This window comes from Acidovorax sp. BLS4 (assembly GCF_032929295.1).
In the GTDB taxonomy this organism is placed as follows: domain Bacteria; phylum Pseudomonadota; class Gammaproteobacteria; order Burkholderiales; family Burkholderiaceae_C; genus Paracidovorax.
Genome location: NZ_CP136797.1, coordinates 3218294 through 3234683, shown reverse-complemented (window position 1 = coordinate 3234683; position 16390 = coordinate 3218294). Strand labels below are relative to the sequence as shown.

The following is a 16390-nucleotide window of genomic DNA, read 5'->3' as shown; positions in this document are numbered from 1 at the left end:
GATCAAGCCTGCCCTTGCCCAGGCTTCGTAAGCTGGCGTCCTCCGTCCACTTCGGGAGTCTTCCATGTACCAACGCATCCTGATCGCCACCGATGGCTCCGAACTCTCCGGCAAGGCCGTGGACCATGGGCTGGCCCTGGCGGCATTGAGCGGCGCCGCCGTGGTCGTGCTCAAGGTGGTGCCGCGCTATCCGCGCAGCTACTTCGAGGGCGGCTCCATCGTGGACACGGGCGATGCCAAGCGCATCGAGGCGCAGTGGACCGCATCCGCCAAGGCACTGGTGGACGGGGTCAAGGCGCTGGGCAGCGCCCAGGGGGTGGCGGTGAAGGCGGTGGTGAGCAAGTCCGACCTCGTCGCCGAGGCGGTGATCGCCGCGGCCCGCAAGCACCAGTGCGACCTGATCGTGATGGCCTCGCATGGGCGCAAGGGCCTGCAGCGGCTGCTGCTGGGCAGCGAGACGCAGCACGTGCTGACCCACTCGCACATCCCCGTGCTGGTGCTGCGCTGACCGAGGGCGATCCGCGCTACAGGGCGATTGCGCATCGAATCGCCCTCCAGCGCAATCAGTACTAGGGCATTACGCTATCAAAAAAGGAGCAACCAACCGCAGCGGGCGCTCCTTCCCCGCCTCAGTGGTTGCCCAGGTACAGCTGCGCCATGCGCTCGTCGGCCAGCAGGCCGGCGGCCGGGCCCTGCAGCACGCAACGCCCCTGGTCGAGGATGTAGCCCTGCTGGCTGATCTGCAGCGCCTGGCGCGCGCGCTGCTCCACCATCAGCACCGCCACGCCGGCGGCGGGCAGCGTGCGCACCATGTCGAACACCTTGCCGACCAGCGAGGGCGCCAGCGCCGCCGTGGGCTCGTCCAGCACCATGATGCGCGGCGAGGGCATCAGCGCGCGGGCGAAAGCCAGCTGCTGGCGCTCGCCGCCCGAGAGGTTGCTGGCCGGCTGCGGCAGTCGCTCGACCAGGGCGGGAAAGTCGGCCAGCACCGCATCCATGCGGCGCTTGACGTGCGGCACGCCGCGCACCACCAGCAGGTTCTCGCGCACGGTGAGCGAGGGGAACACATTGGCCACCTGGGGCACGTAGGCCAGGCCGGCGTCGAACCGGTCTTCGGCCGACAGCCGCGTGATGTCGCGCCCGCCCAGGTGGATACTGCCCGCCACGCGCGGCAGCAGGCCCAGCAGCGCCTTCACCAGCGTGGACTTGCCCGCGCCGTTGGTGCCGGCGATGGTGACGATCTCGCCCGGCGCGACGGCCAGGTCGATGCCGTGGATGATGTCCACGTCCGAATAGCCGCCGCGCAGCTGCCCGATCTGCAGCAGGTTGCCGCTGCCGTTGTGCGATGCACTGGTCATACCACCCCTCCCATGTAGGCCTCTTGCACGCGCGGGTCGTCCAGCACGGTGTGCGGATCGCCCTCGGCGAGGATGCGCCCGCGGTCCATCACGATCATGCGGTGGGACAGCGCCTTGAGCGCCTGCAGGTGGTGCTCGATCACGATGAAGGCGATGCCCTGGCCGTGCAGCTCGCGCACGCGGTCGCAGATTTCCTCGATCAGCACCGGGTTCACGCCCGCGAAAGGCTCGTCCAGCAGGATGCAGCGCGGGTCCAGCATGAGCACGCGGCCCAGCTCCACCAGCTTCTTCTGCCCGCCCGACAGGCCGCCCGCCTTGACATCGCGCACACGCGCGAGGTTCAGGAACTGGAGGATGCCGTCAGCCTTGGCCGCCAGCTGCGCTTCGTGCTCGCGCAGGCTGCGCGTCTGGAAGAACGCGTTCAGCAAGCGCTCGCCCTGCGGGTTGGCCGCGGCGGCCAGCAGGTTCTCGTGCACCGTGAGGCTCTTGAACTCGCGCGGGATCTGGAAGGTGCGCACCAGGCCCATGCGCGCGCGGCGGTACGGCGGCACGCGGGTGATGTCCTGGCCGGTGAAGGTGATGCGCCCGGCATCGGCGGGCTGCTGGCCGGCGATGGCGGCGAACAGGGTGCTCTTGCCCGCGCCGTTGGTGCCTGCAATGCCCAGGATCTCCTGCTCGGCCAGCTGCAGCGACACGCCGTCCACCGCCTTGAAGCCGCCGAACTGCCGCGTCACGGCCTCCACTTTCAGCATCGGTGCTGCTGTCGTTGCCATCATTGCGACTTCCCTCCGAACAGGCCGCTCGGGCGATACAGGGTGACCAGGATCAGCGCCAGCCCCACGGCCGCGAGCCGCAGGCTGGCCATGCCCACTTCGGACACGCCCGGCACCCAGTCCTTGGCGAAACGCGAGCCCTCCAGGAAAACCATGAGCAGCAGCGAGCCGAAGACCGCGCCGCGCACCGAACCGGCGCCGCCCATTACCAGGCCCATCCACACGTAGAAGGTGATGAGCGGAATGAACTGCTCGGGCGTGATGAAGGTGATGAAGTGCGCGTAGAACGCACCCGCCACGCCGGCCAGCGCCGCGCCCAGCATGAACACCTGCACCTTGAACCAGGCCGGGTCCTTGCCCAGGGCCGACAGCGCGGCCTCGTCGTCGCCGATGGCTTTCAGCAGCCGCCCGAAGGGGCTGCGCGTGAGCCGCACCGTGCCCCAGGACACCAGCGCGACCAGCGCGAGCAAGGTGGCGAACGTCGCCACGTCCGACACCGGTCCCCAGGCCGCGAACAGCTTGGGCAGGCCCGGCAGGCCCTGCACGCCCTTGGTGAGCCAGCTTTCCTGCTGGATGGAGATGCGCACGGCCTCCGAGAAGCCGAGCGTGACGATGGCCAGGTAGTCGTCGCGCAGCCGCAGCGACAACAGGCCGATGGGCAGCGCCAGCAGGCCCGAAAGCACGCCCGCGGCCACGAAGCACAGCGCCAGCGGCACGCCCTGCAGCGACAGCAGGCCCGAGGTATAGGCGCCGACGGCGAAGAACGCCACCACGCCGAAGTTCACCAGCCGCGTGAGGCCGAACTGCAGGTTCAGGCCCAGCGCGAGCAGGCAGTAGATGAGGGCGATGACGCCGATGGCGCAAAGGTAGGCAATCATGGATTCGGCTCCTTCGGCATCAGCGCACGAGCTGCACACGGCCCATGATGCCGGCCGGGCGCAGCAGCAGCACCAGCGCCAGCACCACGAACGACAGCACCAGCTTGTAGGAAGGCCCCAGCAGCGGCACGGCCAGCTCCTGCGCCACGCACAGCAGCAGCGCGCCCAGCACCGCGCCCACCGGGCTGCCGATGCCGCCCAGCACCATGGCGGCGAAGGCGGGAATCAAGCTCTCCCAGCCCATCTCGGGGCTGACGATGGCCTTCATGCCCAGCAGCACGCCACCGATGGCCGAGAGCGCACCCACCAGCACCCACAGGCTGAGCATGAGCCCGCCCGCGCGGATGCCGCTGGCGCGCGCCAGGTCGGCGCTGTCGGCCACGGCGCGCAACTGGCGCCCGAAGCTCGTTTTGTAGATGAGCACGAACACCACCAGCAGGCACAGCACGGCGATGCCCGCGATGGCCACGTCGGTCGGCAGCAGGCGCACCCCGCCGAAGTTCCAGGCCCGCACCAGCGGCAGATCGAACGTGCGCTGGTCGTGCCCGGCGAAGAACGAGATCAAACTGCGCAGCAGAAAGCCCAGGCCGATGGCCGCCAGCATCGACGACACCATGGGCCGCCCGGCCAGCTTGCGAAAGATCAGCGTGTACGAGCCCGCGGACACCACAGCGGTCGCGGCCATGCTCGCCAGCGCCGCGGCCCACAGCGGCCAGCCGCCCAGCATCTGCACCGCCACGGCGGCATAGGCGCCGGTGGTCAGGAAGTCGCCCGTGGCCGCGTTGGGAAAGCGGTTGACGCCCATCACCAGGGTCATGGCCAGTGCGGGCAGCGCCACCACCAGCCCTTCGATCAATCCATTGATCAACAGGTTTGCGAAAGCTATCCAGGTCATTGCGTCATCTCGTTCTTACCCTGCCTTGTCAAGAAAAGCCCGGGCGCCCCCGCTCGGGGGCCGCCCGGGCTGCGCCCGCTCACACCGTGATGGACACCACGTCGCGGCGCACCAGCTGGCCCTTTTCGATGATGAACACGCCGAAGTCGGGCGTGGCGTCGCCGAACTTGTCGAAGTCCAGCTTGCTGGACGCGCCCTCGTAGTTCACCTTGGCCTTCTTGCCCAGCTGCGTTTTGCCTTCGGCGAACGAGTACACGGCCGTGCCGGGGGCGTTGGACACCTCGCGCAGCTTGGCGTTGACCTGCTCCACCGTGGCCTTGGGGCCGGCCGCTTCCATGGCCAGGGCCAGCGAGATCACCATGTCGTAGGCCATGGCGGCGTAGATGTTGGTGGAGGCCGCCTTGCCCGTGGCCTTGGTGAAGGCCGCATCGAACTGCGCGTACGAGGTGCTCTTTTCGTTGGAGACCGTCTCCACCGAGATGATGCCCTCGCACACTTCGGCGCCCAGGGCCTTCACCAGGTCGGGATTGGCCGCCCAGCCGGGGATGACCCATTGGTTGTCGGCGCCGGACTGGAACCATTCGCGCAGGATGATGGTGGTGTCGGGCAGGTACGAGCCCATCACGATCACATCGGGCTTGGCCGCGAGGATCTTCTGCAGCTCGCTGCGGTAGCTGGGGCGGCTGGGCTCGTAGGTGACGTGCGCCGCCACCTTGCCGCCGCGCTTTTCCCAGACCTTGGTGAAGCCTTCCACGTTGCCCAGGCCCGAGGCGTTGTTGAACGCCATGGTGGCCGGGCGCTTGAAGCCGCGCTTGGCGCAGATCTCGGCGAACGCCGCGCCGAAGCGGTCGTTGGTGGCCTGAAAGCGCCACACCAGGTCCTTGGTGTCGAGCGTGGAGATGGCGGGCGCGCCCGACACGTTCATCTGGATGATGCCGGCCGCGTCGGTCAGCGGCATCACCGCCAGCGTCACGCCCGAAGCCCAGGTGCCCAGCACGGCCTGCACCTTGTTCACTTCGATCAGCTTCTTGGCGGCCAGCACGGCCGCGTCGGGCTTGGTCTGGTCGTCCTCGGTGAAGAGTTCGAGCTTGCGACCGCCCGCGCCACCCGCGGCGTTGACCTCGTCCACCGCCAGGCGGATGGCCTGCTGCATGCCTGGGCCGTAGGGGCTGCCGGCGCCGGTGATGGGCGTGAGCGAGCCGATGCGGAAGACCTCGCCCTGCTGGCTGAAGCCGATGGAGGGAAGGCACTGCAGGGCGGCTGCGGCGCCGCCGAGCTTGACGAAATTTCTACGTTGCATGGTGTTCTCCGGTCAGGTCAGGGGGGTTGGTGTCAGAGGTTGTTTTTCACGAAGGCGCCGTCCTTGACGATGGCGCGGATGCGCTCGCCCTGGTTCAGCAGGCAGGCGATGTCGGTGAGCGGGTTGCCGTCCACCAGCAGCAGGTCGGCGATGGCGCCGGGCGTCACCTCGCCCAGCTGGCCCTGCTGCCCCAGGATCTCGGCGCCAACCAGCGTGGCCTGCTGCAGCACCGGGCCGTTGCCCAGCACGTCGGCGCGCAGGCGCAGCTCGTCGGCCTGCAGGTAGTGCGTCTCGGCCAGCAGATCGCTGCCCAGGCCCATCTTCACGCCGGCCTTGGCGAGGATCTCGATGGCCTGCCTGCCCTGGCCGCGCACCGAGTCGATCTTGGCGATGGACACCGCCGGCAGGCCATAGCGCTCGCCCTCGTTGGCCAGGCCCTCGTAGGTGATGAGCGTGGGCACCATGAAGGCGCCCAGCTCGGCCATCAGCTCGGCCGTGGGGGCATCCACCAGGTTGCCGTGCTCGATGGTGCGCACGCCGCAGCGCACCGCGCGGGCGATGGCGCGGGGCGTGTAGGCATGGGCCATCACGTAGGTATTGGCGTTGGAGGCTTCTTCCACGATGGCGCGCAGTTCGGCCTCGGAATAGCCCAGGTTGTTGATCGGGTCGTTGGGCGAGGCCACGCCGCCCGAGGCCATGACCTTGATCTGCGTGGCGCCCTTGAGGATCTCTTCGCGCACCGCCAGGCGGCAGGCGTCCACGCCATCGACCACGCGGCCGATGTTGCCCAGCTTGTAGGCGCACGAGCACACGTCCAGGTCGTCGTTGCGCTGGCGGAAGTCCGCATGCCCGCCGGTCTGCGACAGCGCCTTGCCCGAGGGGAAGATGCGCGGGCCCTGCACCAGCCCCGTGCGCACCGCTTCGGCCAGCGACCAGTCGCCGCCGCCCGCATCGCGCACCGAGGTGAAGCCGCGCTCGAGCATGCCCTTCATGATGGGCAGCGAGCGCAGCATGGTGAACACGTTGGGCATTCGGGCCACCGCGCCCAGGTTGAACGACGAGGCCACCACGTGCACGTGGCAGTCGATCATGCCGGGCATGAGCGTCATGCCGCGCGCATCGACCACCGTGGCGCCTTCGGGCGCCTGCAGGCCTTCGCCCACCGCGGCGATGCGCCCGTCCTGCACCAGCACCGAAAGACCCGGGCGCAGCGCCAGCGCATGCACGTCCAGCACCTGGCTGTTTTCAATCAACAAAGCGGTCATGGAATCAAAAAATCCAAAATAGGGGCTTCGAAATTACTCATGGGCTGCCGGCGATGGGGGCCAAGGCCCCGTACCGTCCCGAAAGCGGTGCACGCTGACACCTTCATTCGGAAAAAACCGTCACAACGCCGTCACAGGTTGCATTTATCGGGCCAATGGCGTCTTGTCGCAACGCCTAAAATCTCACCTGCCCATGACTACAGCTCATACCACTGCATGCGCCGCCTCTGCCCCACCCTCTCCGAACTGAACGCTTTCCACTCTGCGGCAAAGCACCAGGCCTTCACCATGGCGGCCAAGGAGCTGTGCGTGACGCAAAGCGCCATCAGCCGCCACATCGCCTCGCTGGAGGACTACCTGGGCCAGAAGCTCTTCATCCGCCGCTCGTCGGGGCTGGAGCTGACCGATGCGGGCGCCACCTACCTCAACGCCACGCGCCCGGCCATCGCCGCGCTGGAGTCGGCGACGGCCCAGCTCATGTCCTATGGCGGCGACGGCGGGGCGCTGAACCTCTCGGTGCCGCCCACGTTCGCCGCGCAGTGGCTGTTTCCGCGCCTGGGGCACTTCAAGCGCACGCTGCCGCAGGTGTCGCTGAACTTCGTGCGCTACCAGCACGCGCACGACTTCGCGGTGCCGCACGAGTTCGACGCCGCCATCCAGTACGGCTACGGCAACTGGCCCAGCGCCAATGCCCGCTACCTGATCGGGCAGGAGACCAGCATCGTCTGCAGCCCCCAGCTGCGCGACACGCTGCCGCTGCGCACCCAGGCCGACCTGCAGCACGCCACGCTGCTGCAGCACATCGAGGTGCCGCTGGCCTGGCACGACTGGATGGCGGCGAACGGCTGCGACACCGGCGGCAGCCGCTTCGGGCCGGGCTTCAACCTGTATTCGCTCATCATCCGGGCCGCCGTGTCGGGCTTCGGCGTGGGCATCGTGCCCACCTGCCTGGTGGAGGACGAGCTGCAGGCCGGCACGCTGGTCGAGCCGCTGGGCCAGCGCTTCCAGAGCCCGCTGGGCTACTACCTGTGCGCGCCCACGGCCCGCACCAACCTGTCGGTGTACCGCCTGGTGAGCGGCTGGCTGGAGCACTGCTGCAGCCACGCCGCGGGCACGGACCCGGGCGAAGGCACCTCGCCCGCGGCCGGCTGCATCTTTTGCGCCAGCGGTTCGCCGATGGCGGGTTGAGCCCCGTTCGCAACCAGGCCAGGTTTTTCGTTCGGCGCAGGGGGCCTGCGGGAAAATCGGGGCAGCATGGGAAGCACATCAAGCAATGTGATTCACATGCCTCCAAAAATTGACGGATCGAGAACGGCGCGTGCCTCGACCCTGCCACCATCGGCCTCGTTCGACAAAGCACCGAACACTTCCGGGCGCTCCCGCGCGGGCTCCGCACCGGAGGGGCTTCAAAGCGCGCAAAGGGCGAGAACTTCCGGGACATCCGGTCTGCGCCCAAGAACCGCATTGCAGCCACAAAGCCACCATGGCGGCAAGGCACATGCCGCCGAACAAATGGCCCGCGAAGTGCTGGACAGCGTTCCGCTGGGGCAACTGAAAAGCGAGTTCTCGCCAGAACTGCTGCATGTCGTGCATTCGGCGGCTTACGCACCTGATGACCAATACAGCACGCTGAAGGGCAAACTTTCCGTCGGCTATGCGTTGGCCTGGGCACGTGGCAAGGACAAGGTCGAACCCGCACAGATACGTGAGTCGTGGGCTGCAGCGCCTGGCGGCCTGGGCGTGAAAACCTATCAGCCCGAAGAGATCGGCAAGCTGGAGAGCTACGGCGCATCTTTCTGGGGTCTGCCTTTGCCGGGTTCGTCAGGAACGGCTGGAACGCTCACGGGAAAAACCGTGTTTCGCCCGGCAGAACGCATCCCGCAAGACCTGCAGAGGCTGTGCGGGGAAGTCAAGAAGATGCTCCGCCAGGCCAAGGGAAACGATCCCATGGAGGCTGCCATGATCGCGGCCCACTTCAAGCAAAACTTCATTGCCATCCATCCGTACATGGACGGCAATGGACGGGTCAGCAGGCTGTGCGCGGAACGTATTCTGAAAGAGCTTGGCATGCCATCGCCCGATTGGAGCAAGGCCGATTTCAATCTCAACCTCAGCGTCGAAGAAACCGCCCAACGGATGCTGCAGCACATGAACTGAACCCCCAGCCGGCTCCTGCGTCGCAGACCGCGCAGTGATTCTGGCGAACAGTGCAACCTACTCCCGCGCCGCGCCGGTCAGGCCGCCAGAGCGCCGCGCCCGGCGAGGGAGAGCACCGTGTTGCGCCCGGCCTGCTTGGCGGCATACAGCGCGGCGTCGGCGCTGGCCAGCAGGTCCTGGGCGCTGTCGGGCGCGCCGTCCGTCCAGTCGCAGCACGCCAGGCCGCCGCTGACCGTCACGCATTCGAAGGGGCTTTGCGGGTGCGCGATCTGCAGCGCGCGCACCGCCGCGCGCGCCGCCGAGGCCACGAGGGCCGCGCCGGCCGCGTCGGTCTCGGGCAGCACGATCACGAACTCCTCGCCCCCATAGCGCGCCACCATGTCCTCCGGCCGGCGCACCGACGCCTCCAGCGCCTTGGCGACCTGCCGCAGGCATTCGTCGCCGCTGAGGTGGCCGAAGAAGTCGTTGTACTTCTTGAAGAAATCCACGTCGAACAGGACGACCGACACCGGCATGCGGCTGCGCCGGCATCGGGCCATCGCACTGGCGATGTGCTGGTCGTAGGCGCGGCGGTTGTACAGCCCCGTCAGGCCGTCGTGCTCGGCCAGGTGCTCCAGCTTGTCGTTGGCCAGCACCAGCGCATCGCGCGCCGCGGTCAGGTCGCGCTCGACGTCGCGGCGGTGCCGGACCGCCTGGATCACGCCGCCCCCGGCCAGCCCGACCACGACCACCAGCAGCAGGATGCCCAGGGCCTGCACCGAGGCCGAGCGGCGCCACTCGGCCAGCACCTCGTCTTCCGCCAGCGCGACGGTGACCAGCAGGGCATTGCTGCGGGTGTGCTCGAAACCCACCAGACGGCGCACGCCGTCGATGGGCGACGGCGCGGTGGCGATGCCGGCGCGGCTTTGCGTCAGCATCTGGAACAGCGGCGTGCCGCTCAGGCTGCGGCCCAGGTCTTCGGCGAAGAAGGGCCGCCGGGCCAGGACGGTTCCGTCGTCCAGCAGGAGCGCGATGGCGCCCTTGTCGCCGATCTGCAGCCCGTTGAGCAGGCCGAGCACGTAGTCCACCCGGATGGTCGCGAGCGCCACCCCTGCGAACTGCCCTTCGGCGTCGTCGATCCGCCGCGACACCGGAATGACCCACACGCCCGAGGACCGGCTGACGATGGGCTTGCCGATGGCAACGCGCGTGCTCGGGCTGTCGCGGTGGTGGATGAAATAGGCGCGGTCCGCATTGTTGGCCTGGGGGTTCTGCACCGGCTGCGAGTTGACGAGCCAGCGGCCATCGGGCCCGAAGACGAACATGCCGTGCAGGTGCTCGGACTGCGCGACGTGGGTGACCAGCACGGGCTGCAGGCGGTCCAGCGCGTCGGGGGCCATCTCCGAGCGCTCCAGTTCGTACACCACGCTGCCGACCACGCGGCCGACCTCGGCGAACATGGCATCGATCTGCTGGGCGACGGCATGCGTCAGGTTGCGCGACGCATCGGCGGCCTGCTGCCACCCGGCATCGCGCGCGCGCCAGGCCAGCCACACGTTGGAGGCCACCAGCAGCAGCGCGACCAGCACGACGAACAGGACCGCCGAGGCGACCGACCGGTCCTTGTCCGGCAGTTTCGGGGGGGCCGGGGTCGCTGGGGACCGGGGCAAGACGGCAGGCATGCGGCAGGACTCCAGAGGGCAAGGGCAAGGGTCAGGTTAGCACCTGCCACCCCATCGGTGAAGCGGCTTTTCCCCCGCGTTCCACGGCCCCTGCCTGCCCGGGCCTGCCGTCGCCGGCCACCGGGTCAGGCGAAGAGCCCCTTGTGCTGCTCGCGCAGCAGGTTCTTTTGCACCTTGCCCATGGCGTTGCGGGGCAGCTCGGGGGCGATGAAGCAGCGCTTGGGAATCTTGAAGTTGGCCAGCTGCGATTTGAGCCGCCCCACGATGGCGTCGCCATCGAGCTGCGCGCCGGGCTTGGGCGTGATGACGGCCACGCCGACCTCGCCGAAGTCCGGGTGCGGCACGCCGATGAGCGCGCTCTCGGCCACGCCGGGCATCTCGTTGATGTAGCCCTCGATCTCGGCCGGGTAGACGTTGTAGCCCCCGCTGATGATGAGGTCCTTGCTGCGGCCCACGATGCTCACGTAGCCGCGCTCGTCCACGCGGCCCACGTCGCCGGTCTTGAACCAGCGGTGCCCGTCGGCATCGATGCTGAACTCTTCCTGCGTCTTCTCGGGCATGCGCCAGTAGCCCTTGAACACGTTGGGCCCGCGCACCTGGATATTGCCGATCTCGCCCACGGGCAACGGCGCGCCCGCATCGTCCACCACGCGCAGGCCCACGCCCGGCAGCGCAAAGCCCACGGTGCCGCCCCGGCGTTCGTCCTGGCCGCCGTGGCGCGGGTCGGCCGTATAGGGGTTGGAGGTGAGCATGATGGTCTCGCTCATGCCGTAGCGCTCCAGGATGGTGTGGCCGGTGCGCTCCTGCCATTCGCGGAAGGTCTCGATCAGCAGCGGCGCCGAGCCCGCGATGAACAGGCGCATGTTCCGCACCGCCTCGCGGGTGAGGCCCGGCTCGGCCAGCAGGCGCACGTACAGCGTGGGCACGCCCATGAAGACGGTAGCGCGCGGCATCGCGGCGACCACCGCGCGCGGGTCGAACCGCGCCAGCCAGATCATCTTGCTGCCGTTGAGCAGCGCCGCATGGATCGCCACGAACAGGCCGTGCACATGGAAGATGGGCAGCGCATGGATGAGCACGTCGTCCGGCCGGAAACCCCAGTATTCCTTGAGCACCTGCGCGTTGGACAGCAGGTTGCCGTGCGTGAGCATCGCCCCCTTGCTGCGGCCGGTGGTGCCGCTGGTGTAGAGGATGGCGGCGAGGTCGTCGGCCGCCCGCGGCACGGGCAGGTGCGTGTCGCCGTGGTGCGCGGCACGCTCCAGCAGGGTGCCGGTGCGGTCGTCGCCCAGCGTGAACACATGCTGCGTGCCGGCCGTGAAGGCGATCTTGGACACCCAGCCGAAGTTGGCGGGCGAACACACCACCACCGCGGGCTCCGCATTGCCGACAAAGTATTCGATCTCGCCGCTCTGGTAGGCCGTGTTCAGCGGCAGGAAGGCATGCCCCGCGCGCAGCGTGGCCAGGTACAGCAGCAGGGCCTCGACCGACTTTTCGACCTGCACCGCGATGCGGCTGCCGTCCGGCAGGTCCAGCGACGCCAGCAGGTTGGCGATGCGCGCGCTGGCGCGGTCCAGGTCGCTCCAGGTGTAGTGCAGGGGCGTGCCGTCGGCCGCCGTGGTTTCGACGGCGACGGTATCCAGGTCGTCCGGAAAGGCCGCGCGCAGGGCGGTGTACAGGTTGTGTTGGCTCATACAAAAAAAGAGGAAAACGGTCGGGTGTCAGAAGACGGGAGGACGTTTGGCCAGGAACGCCATGATGCCTTCGCGGTGCTCGGGGCTGTCCGCGTAGGCATAGGGGTCGGGGTCGGCGAAGGGGCCCGGCCCCTGCTCCGGTGCGGCGACCGATGGGTCAATTGCTACATTATTCATAGCAACATGCCCCAGTGGAATATGCACTGCAGACCCTTTCAAGGCACGAAGCGTCTGCTTGTTCATGCGCGCCGCGGCGGGGGCGAGCGCGGCGATGCGCCGGGCGCTGGCCAGGGCTTCGGCGGCCAGTGCCTCGTCGGCCACCACGCGGTTCAGGAAGCCCCGCGCCGCCATGGCCTCGGCGCCGAAGGTGGCGGCCTCCAGCAGCATCTGCCGGGCGATCAGCTCGCCCACCGCGCCGGCCACCAACTGCGCCTCGCGCGGGGCCATCGGAAAGCCCAGCCGCGCGATCGGCGCGCCGAAGCGGGCCCCCGCGCCGGCGATGCGCAGGTCGCAGCAGCTGGCGATCTCCACGCCCGCGCCCATGCAGGCGCCGCGGATCGCGGCCACGATGGGCACGTCGCACGCCAGCATGGCCGCCAGGCCGCCCCACACGTCGGTTTCGTGGAAGTCGCGCAGCGCCTCGCGGTCGAAGCGGAAGGCCGGGTACTCGGAGATGTCGCCGCCCGCGCAGAAGGCATCGCCCTCGCCTTCGATGAGCACGCAGCGCGCACCGGCATCGGCCTGCAGCTGCTCGAACACGGCGCGCAGTTGCCGCCACATGGCGCGGGACATGGCGTTGAGCCGCCCCGGGTGGCGCAGCACCACGCGCACCACCCCGGGGGCGCCATCCGCCCCGTCGACCCGCTCCACCCCGATGTCACCCGCCATTTCCGCCCTCTCCACCATGTCCGCCATGTCCGCCGTTTGCACTGGCCGCATCGGCCGCCTTGCCGCCCCGCCCGGGGCCCCCGGTCAATCGAGCTTGGCGCCCGAATCCTTGACCACCTTCGCCCAGCGGCGAACCTCCGAGTGGACCATGGCGGCGAACTGCGTCTGCGACAGGCCGCCGTAGTCGGCGCCGTTCTTGGCCCACACGGCCTTCAGGTCCTCGGCCGTGCCCAGGCGCTGCGTCTCCTCGACGATGCGCGCCTGCAGGTCGGCCGGCGTGCCCTTGGGCGCCCACAGTCCGTACCAGGTGGTCACGGTGTAGTCGGGCAGGCCCACCTCGGCCGCGCAGGGCACGTCGGGGAAGGCCGGGTTGCGCCGGGCGCCGGCCACCATCAGCGCCTTGATCCGCCCGCCCTTGATGTGCGCGGCGGACGAGCCCAGCCCGTCGAACATCATGTCCACGTTGCCGCCGATCAGGTCCTGCAGCGCCGGGCCGGCGCCGCGGTAGGGAATGTGCGTGATGAAGGTGTTGGTCTGCAGCTTGAACAGCTCGCCCGCCAGGTGGTGCGAGGTGCCCGCGCCGGCCGAGGCGTAGTTGAGCTTGGCCGGGTTGCGCCGCAGGAAGTCCAGGAACTGCGGCATGGTGGTGGCCTGCACCGTGCGCGGGTTGACCACCAGCACCTGCGGCACGTTGGCCAGCAGCGCCAGCGGGATGAAGTCCTTCTCGATGTCGTAGTCGAGCTTGGGATACATCGAGGGCGCGATCACGTGGTGCGTGCCGCCCATGAACAGCGTGTAGCCGTCGGGCTGCGCCTTGGCCGCGAAGCTGGCCCCGACGGTGCCGCCCGCGCCGCCGCGGTTGTCGATGATCAGCATCTTGCCGGTGGACTTGGCGAACTGCGCCGCGAACGGCCGCGCGAAGGCGTCCGTGCCGCCGCCGGCCGGGAACGGCACGACGAGGTTGACCGGCTTGGCCGGCCAGGGGTCGGCCGCCAACACCCGGCCGGTGGCCAGCGCCAGGCCGGCCGCGGCCGCGCCACGCAGCACGCCGCGGCGCTGCAAAGGGGAATGGTTCATGGTGTCTGTCTCCTGTCGTTGTGGGTCTTTGTCATGCATGCAAGGAAGGCGCGCTCATGGCGCCGGTGCCATCTGACCCGCGGGGCGAAAGGCTCGGGCGCTTTCCTTCATGGCGCGCACCGGCCTTTTTTCTTTCTGCCCCGCTCACACCGCCTCAGTCCCGGCACAGGCTCTCGATGTCTCCCGACATCGGCACGCGGCCCTGCGCCAGCAGGCCGCGGTGTTTGTCGATCCGCTTGAGATCGTAGAGATAGTTGACCATCAGGCCGAACGATTGTTTGAGGCCCTTGGACGACGGGTCGCCCGCCCAGTTCAGGCGCTCCACGCGCGCGCCGTTGCCCAGGTGAAAGCGCGCCACCGGGTCCACCGGCTTGCCCTCGTGCAGCTCGCGCCCCAGGTAGCGCGCGGCGCACTGCAGCAGCAGCTGGCGCACGGGCGATTTCGGGGGCAGCTCCAGCGCCTTGTCGGCCGCGGCCAGCACGTGGGCGGCCTGGGGCGGCTCGAACCCCACGGCCTTGCCCAGCTCGGCACGGCGCTTGTCATCGAGCGCATCGAGCGCGGCGGCGCAGTGCTTGGACAGCCACGAACGGAACCCCGGGATCGGCGACAGCGTGGCGAAGGTGCGCAGGCGCGGAAACTCCGCGTTCAGCGTCTCCACCACGTGCTTGATGAGCGAATCGCCGAAGCTCACCCCGCGCAGCCCCGTCTGCGTGTTGCTGATCGAGTAGAAGATCGCCGTGGTTGCCTTCGACAGGTCGGACGGCGCCGCGCCCTCGTCCAGCAGCGGCGTGATGCTGCTGGACAGGTCGGCCACCAGCGCCACCTCCACGAAGATCAGCGGCTCGTTGGGCAGGCGCGGGTGGAAGAAGCCGTAGCAGCGCCGGTCGCTGTCCAGCCGGTTCTTCAGGTCCGCCCAACTGCGGATGTCGTGCACCGCCTCGTACTTGATGAGCTTTTCGATCAGCGAGGCGGGCGAATCCCACGACAGGCGCTTCAGTTCCAGGAACGCCACGTCGAACCAGGTGGAAAACAGCTGCTCCAGCTCGGCATCGAGCGCGAGCAGCCGCTTGTCGCCCTTGAGCTGCGGCAGCAGCTCGGCCCGCAGGTCGAGCAGAAAGCGCATGCCGTTCGGAAACACCGCAAAGCGCTGCAGCAGCCGCGTGCGCGGCGACACCAGCGCGCGGCGCAGGTGGATCTCGGCATGGGCCTCCTCGGCCGTGCCGGCCGCCGCCTCGTAGCGCTGGCGCGCCGACTTGAAGCGCGTGGCATCGGGCGCGAACTGCTCGCACAGCAGCAGCCACATGTCGCGGCGCTCCTCGGGCTCGGCCGCGTGGTACCAGGCGGCGACGGCCTCGGCGCGGCGCCCGCCCTCGACCTCGCTCACCTGCGGCGCGCCCACCTCCTGCAGGTCGGCCAGCAGGCGCCGCAGCGCGCGCGGCGACAGCGCCTCCTGGCCGCGGCGCAGCGTGGCCTGCAGGCGTTCGTGCGTGGAGCGCGGCACCGGCGCCTTGGCCGGGCCGCTGCCCGCGCCGTCGGCCGATCCGGTGGTCTTGTCAGCGGGGCGCAGGCGGGAGACGCTGCGCGTGATCCATTCCGCAGTGGCATTCATGGCGTGATCCTCGAAGGGGGGTTGCGGGCGATGTCGCGCAGCGCGGCGCGCTGGCGCACGAGGTGGGTGCGCATGGCCTCCTCGGCCACCTCGGGAGCGCGCAGCTTGATGGCATCGAACAGCTCCAGGTGCTCGGCCAGGCTCTGCTGCAGCCGCCCCGGGGCGCGCAGTTGCTGCAGGCGGGCCAGCCGCAGGATCTTGCGCAGGTCGCCGATCACCTGGGCCAGCCAGCGGTTGTCGGCCAGCGTGATGAGCGCCTCGTGGATGGCGTGGTTGGCCGCGTAGTACTCGCTGATGCGGCCGGCCGCAGCGTGTTCGCGCAGGCGCTCGTGCAGCACCTCCAGCGCGGCCAGGTCGGCCTCGCTGGCGCGCAGGGTGGCCTCGTGCGCGGCGCGCCCCTCCAGCAGGGCGATCACGGGGAAGATCTCGTCCAGGTCGCGCTCGGTCACCTCGGCCACGAAGCAGCCCCGGCGCGGCTCGTGGCGCAGCAGGCCCTCGGCCACCAGCACCTTGAGTGCCTCGCGCAGCGGCGTGCGCGAGATGGCCAGCCGGTCGCACAGCGCGATCTCGTCCACGAACCCGCCCGGAGGCAGCTGCCCGGCAAAGATCAGCTCGCGGATGCGCTCGGCCGCCTCGGAATGCAAGGACAGGGGGAGTGCGCGCGCGGTGGCGGGAAGGGAGGACATGGACAGCGGCGGCAGGGCGGCGGTGAGTGGCTCGATCGACCTCGCAAGCGGTGGCAACGAAACGCAACCTGCCGGCATCGCGCGGCAATGTGCGTAATTTCACATAATTATGGCGATGGAGCCGCCACTTTCCCATCAGGGATTCCCTGGGC

15 protein-coding genes are annotated in these 16390 nt (G+C 69.2%); 3 read left to right on the top strand and 12 right to left on the bottom strand.

All coding sequences use genetic code 11. The annotated features are described in order from the left end of the window. The first annotated feature begins 64 nt into the window (after window positions 1-64). The gene (locus tag R1Z03_RS15035) at window positions 65-508 is read left to right on the top strand and encodes a universal stress protein (protein WP_284428873.1); all 444 of its coding nucleotides are present in this window, start codon (window positions 65-67) and stop codon (window positions 506-508) included. 121 nt (window positions 509-629) lie between these two features. Here the strand turns inward: R1Z03_RS15035 and R1Z03_RS15030 are convergent, their stop codons facing one another. From R1Z03_RS15030 to R1Z03_RS15005, 6 genes are all read right to left on the bottom strand, one after another. After that, window positions 630-1358, bottom strand: a complete 729-nt coding sequence (locus R1Z03_RS15030; RefSeq protein ID WP_317352345.1) for an ABC transporter ATP-binding protein — start codon at window positions 1356-1358, stop codon at window positions 630-632. Further along, window positions 1355-2134 (bottom strand): ABC transporter ATP-binding protein, encoded by a 780-nt coding sequence (locus R1Z03_RS15025; RefSeq protein WP_372588153.1) that lies wholly within the window; start codon window positions 2132-2134, stop codon window positions 1355-1357. The genes R1Z03_RS15030 and R1Z03_RS15025 overlap by 4 nt, the downstream gene beginning before the upstream one ends. Continuing rightward, entirely contained in the window at window positions 2131-3009 is an 879-nt protein-coding gene (locus tag R1Z03_RS15020) for a branched-chain amino acid ABC transporter permease (RefSeq protein ID WP_284428876.1), read from the bottom strand. Before R1Z03_RS15020 ends, R1Z03_RS15025 begins: the two co-directional genes overlap by 4 nt. Window positions 3010-3028: 19 nt before the next feature. Continuing rightward, the gene (locus R1Z03_RS15015; protein WP_272564160.1) at window positions 3029-3904 is read right to left on the bottom strand and encodes a branched-chain amino acid ABC transporter permease; all 876 of its coding nucleotides are present in this window, start codon (window positions 3902-3904) and stop codon (window positions 3029-3031) included. 79 nt (window positions 3905-3983) lie between these two features. Continuing rightward, on the bottom strand, window positions 3984-5204 hold the full coding sequence (locus R1Z03_RS15010; RefSeq protein WP_284428877.1) for an ABC transporter substrate-binding protein: 1221 nt from the start codon (window positions 5202-5204) through the stop codon (window positions 3984-3986). Between the two features lie 32 nt (window positions 5205-5236). Then, window positions 5237-6469, bottom strand: coding sequence for an amidohydrolase family protein (locus tag R1Z03_RS15005; protein WP_284428878.1), 1233 nt, complete (start codon window positions 6467-6469; stop codon window positions 5237-5239). Window positions 6470-6685: 216 nt separating this feature from the next. On the opposite strand from R1Z03_RS15005, the gene R1Z03_RS15000 reads away from it, so the two are divergent. Continuing rightward, entirely contained in the window at window positions 6686-7657 is a 972-nt protein-coding gene (locus R1Z03_RS15000; protein WP_284406796.1) for a LysR substrate-binding domain-containing protein, read from the top strand. Window positions 7658-7933: 276 nt separating this feature from the next. Beyond that, window positions 7934-8626, top strand: a complete 693-nt coding sequence (locus R1Z03_RS14995) for a Fic family protein (RefSeq protein ID WP_284406797.1) — start codon at window positions 7934-7936, stop codon at window positions 8624-8626. A gap of 77 nt (window positions 8627-8703) precedes the next feature. Here the strand turns inward: R1Z03_RS14995 and R1Z03_RS14990 are convergent, their stop codons facing one another. The 6 genes from R1Z03_RS14990 to R1Z03_RS14965 all read right to left on the bottom strand — a co-directional run bounded on the left by R1Z03_RS14990 (window position 8704) and on the right by R1Z03_RS14965 (window position 16238). Then, window positions 8704-10287, bottom strand: coding sequence for a diguanylate cyclase (locus R1Z03_RS14990; RefSeq protein WP_317352337.1), 1584 nt, complete (start codon window positions 10285-10287; stop codon window positions 8704-8706). Between the two features lie 125 nt (window positions 10288-10412). Next, window positions 10413-11978: a malonyl-CoA synthase gene (locus R1Z03_RS14985; protein ID WP_317352335.1), complete on the bottom strand. Its 1566-nt coding sequence runs from the start codon at window positions 11976-11978 to the stop codon at window positions 10413-10415. Window positions 11979-12005: 27 nt separating this feature from the next. Further along, the gene (locus R1Z03_RS14980) at window positions 12006-12866 is read right to left on the bottom strand and encodes an enoyl-CoA hydratase/isomerase family protein (protein ID WP_317360382.1); all 861 of its coding nucleotides are present in this window, start codon (window positions 12864-12866) and stop codon (window positions 12006-12008) included. An 84-nt stretch (window positions 12867-12950) separates the two neighbouring features. After that, window positions 12951-13943, bottom strand: a complete 993-nt coding sequence (locus R1Z03_RS14975; protein ID WP_272564166.1) for a tripartite tricarboxylate transporter substrate binding protein — start codon at window positions 13941-13943, stop codon at window positions 12951-12953. Window positions 13944-14097: 154 nt separating this feature from the next. Further along, a complete protein-coding gene (locus R1Z03_RS14970; RefSeq protein WP_284408882.1) occupies window positions 14098-15552 on the bottom strand; it encodes a malonyl-CoA decarboxylase in 1455 nt (484 codons plus the stop codon). Next, entirely contained in the window at window positions 15549-16238 is a 690-nt protein-coding gene (locus tag R1Z03_RS14965; protein WP_317352329.1) for a GntR family transcriptional regulator, read from the bottom strand. Before R1Z03_RS14965 ends, R1Z03_RS14970 begins: the two co-directional genes overlap by 4 nt. Between the last annotated feature and the right edge of the window lie 152 nt (window positions 16239-16390).

Bases quoted from the DNA above. Each gene is read 5' to 3' on its own strand.
- R1Z03_RS15035 (WP_284428873.1), top strand. From the start codon at position 65: ATGTACCAACGCATCCTGATCGCCACCGATGGCTCCGAACTCTCCGGC.
- R1Z03_RS15030 (WP_317352345.1), bottom strand. From the start codon at position 1,358: ATGACCAGTGCATCGCACAACGGCAGCGGCAACCTGCTGCAGATCGGG.
- R1Z03_RS15025 (WP_372588153.1), bottom strand. From the start codon at position 2,134: ATGATGGCAACGACAGCAGCACCGATGCTGAAAGTGGAGGCCGTGACG.
- R1Z03_RS15020 (WP_284428876.1), bottom strand. From the start codon at position 3,009: ATGATTGCCTACCTTTGCGCCATCGGCGTCATCGCCCTCATCTACTGC.
- R1Z03_RS15015 (WP_272564160.1), bottom strand. From the start codon at position 3,904: ATGACCTGGATAGCTTTCGCAAACCTGTTGATCAATGGATTGATCGAA.
- R1Z03_RS15010 (WP_284428877.1), bottom strand. From the start codon at position 5,204: ATGCAACGTAGAAATTTCGTCAAGCTCGGCGGCGCCGCAGCCGCCCTG.
- R1Z03_RS15005 (WP_284428878.1), bottom strand. From the start codon at position 6,469: ATGACCGCTTTGTTGATTGAAAACAGCCAGGTGCTGGACGTGCATGCG.
- R1Z03_RS15000 (WP_284406796.1), top strand. From the start codon at position 6,686: ATGCGCCGCCTCTGCCCCACCCTCTCCGAACTGAACGCTTTCCACTCT.
- R1Z03_RS14990 (WP_317352337.1), bottom strand. From the start codon at position 10,287: ATGCCTGCCGTCTTGCCCCGGTCCCCAGCGACCCCGGCCCCCCCGAAA.
- R1Z03_RS14985 (WP_317352335.1), bottom strand. From the start codon at position 11,978: ATGAGCCAACACAACCTGTACACCGCCCTGCGCGCGGCCTTTCCGGAC.
- R1Z03_RS14980 (WP_317360382.1), bottom strand. From the start codon at position 12,866: ATGGCGGGTGACATCGGGGTGGAGCGGGTCGACGGGGCGGATGGCGCC.
- R1Z03_RS14975 (WP_272564166.1), bottom strand. From the start codon at position 13,943: ATGAACCATTCCCCTTTGCAGCGCCGCGGCGTGCTGCGTGGCGCGGCC.
- R1Z03_RS14970 (WP_284408882.1), bottom strand. From the start codon at position 15,552: ATGAATGCCACTGCGGAATGGATCACGCGCAGCGTCTCCCGCCTGCGC.
- R1Z03_RS14965 (WP_317352329.1), bottom strand. From the start codon at position 16,238: ATGTCCTCCCTTCCCGCCACCGCGCGCGCACTCCCCCTGTCCTTGCAT.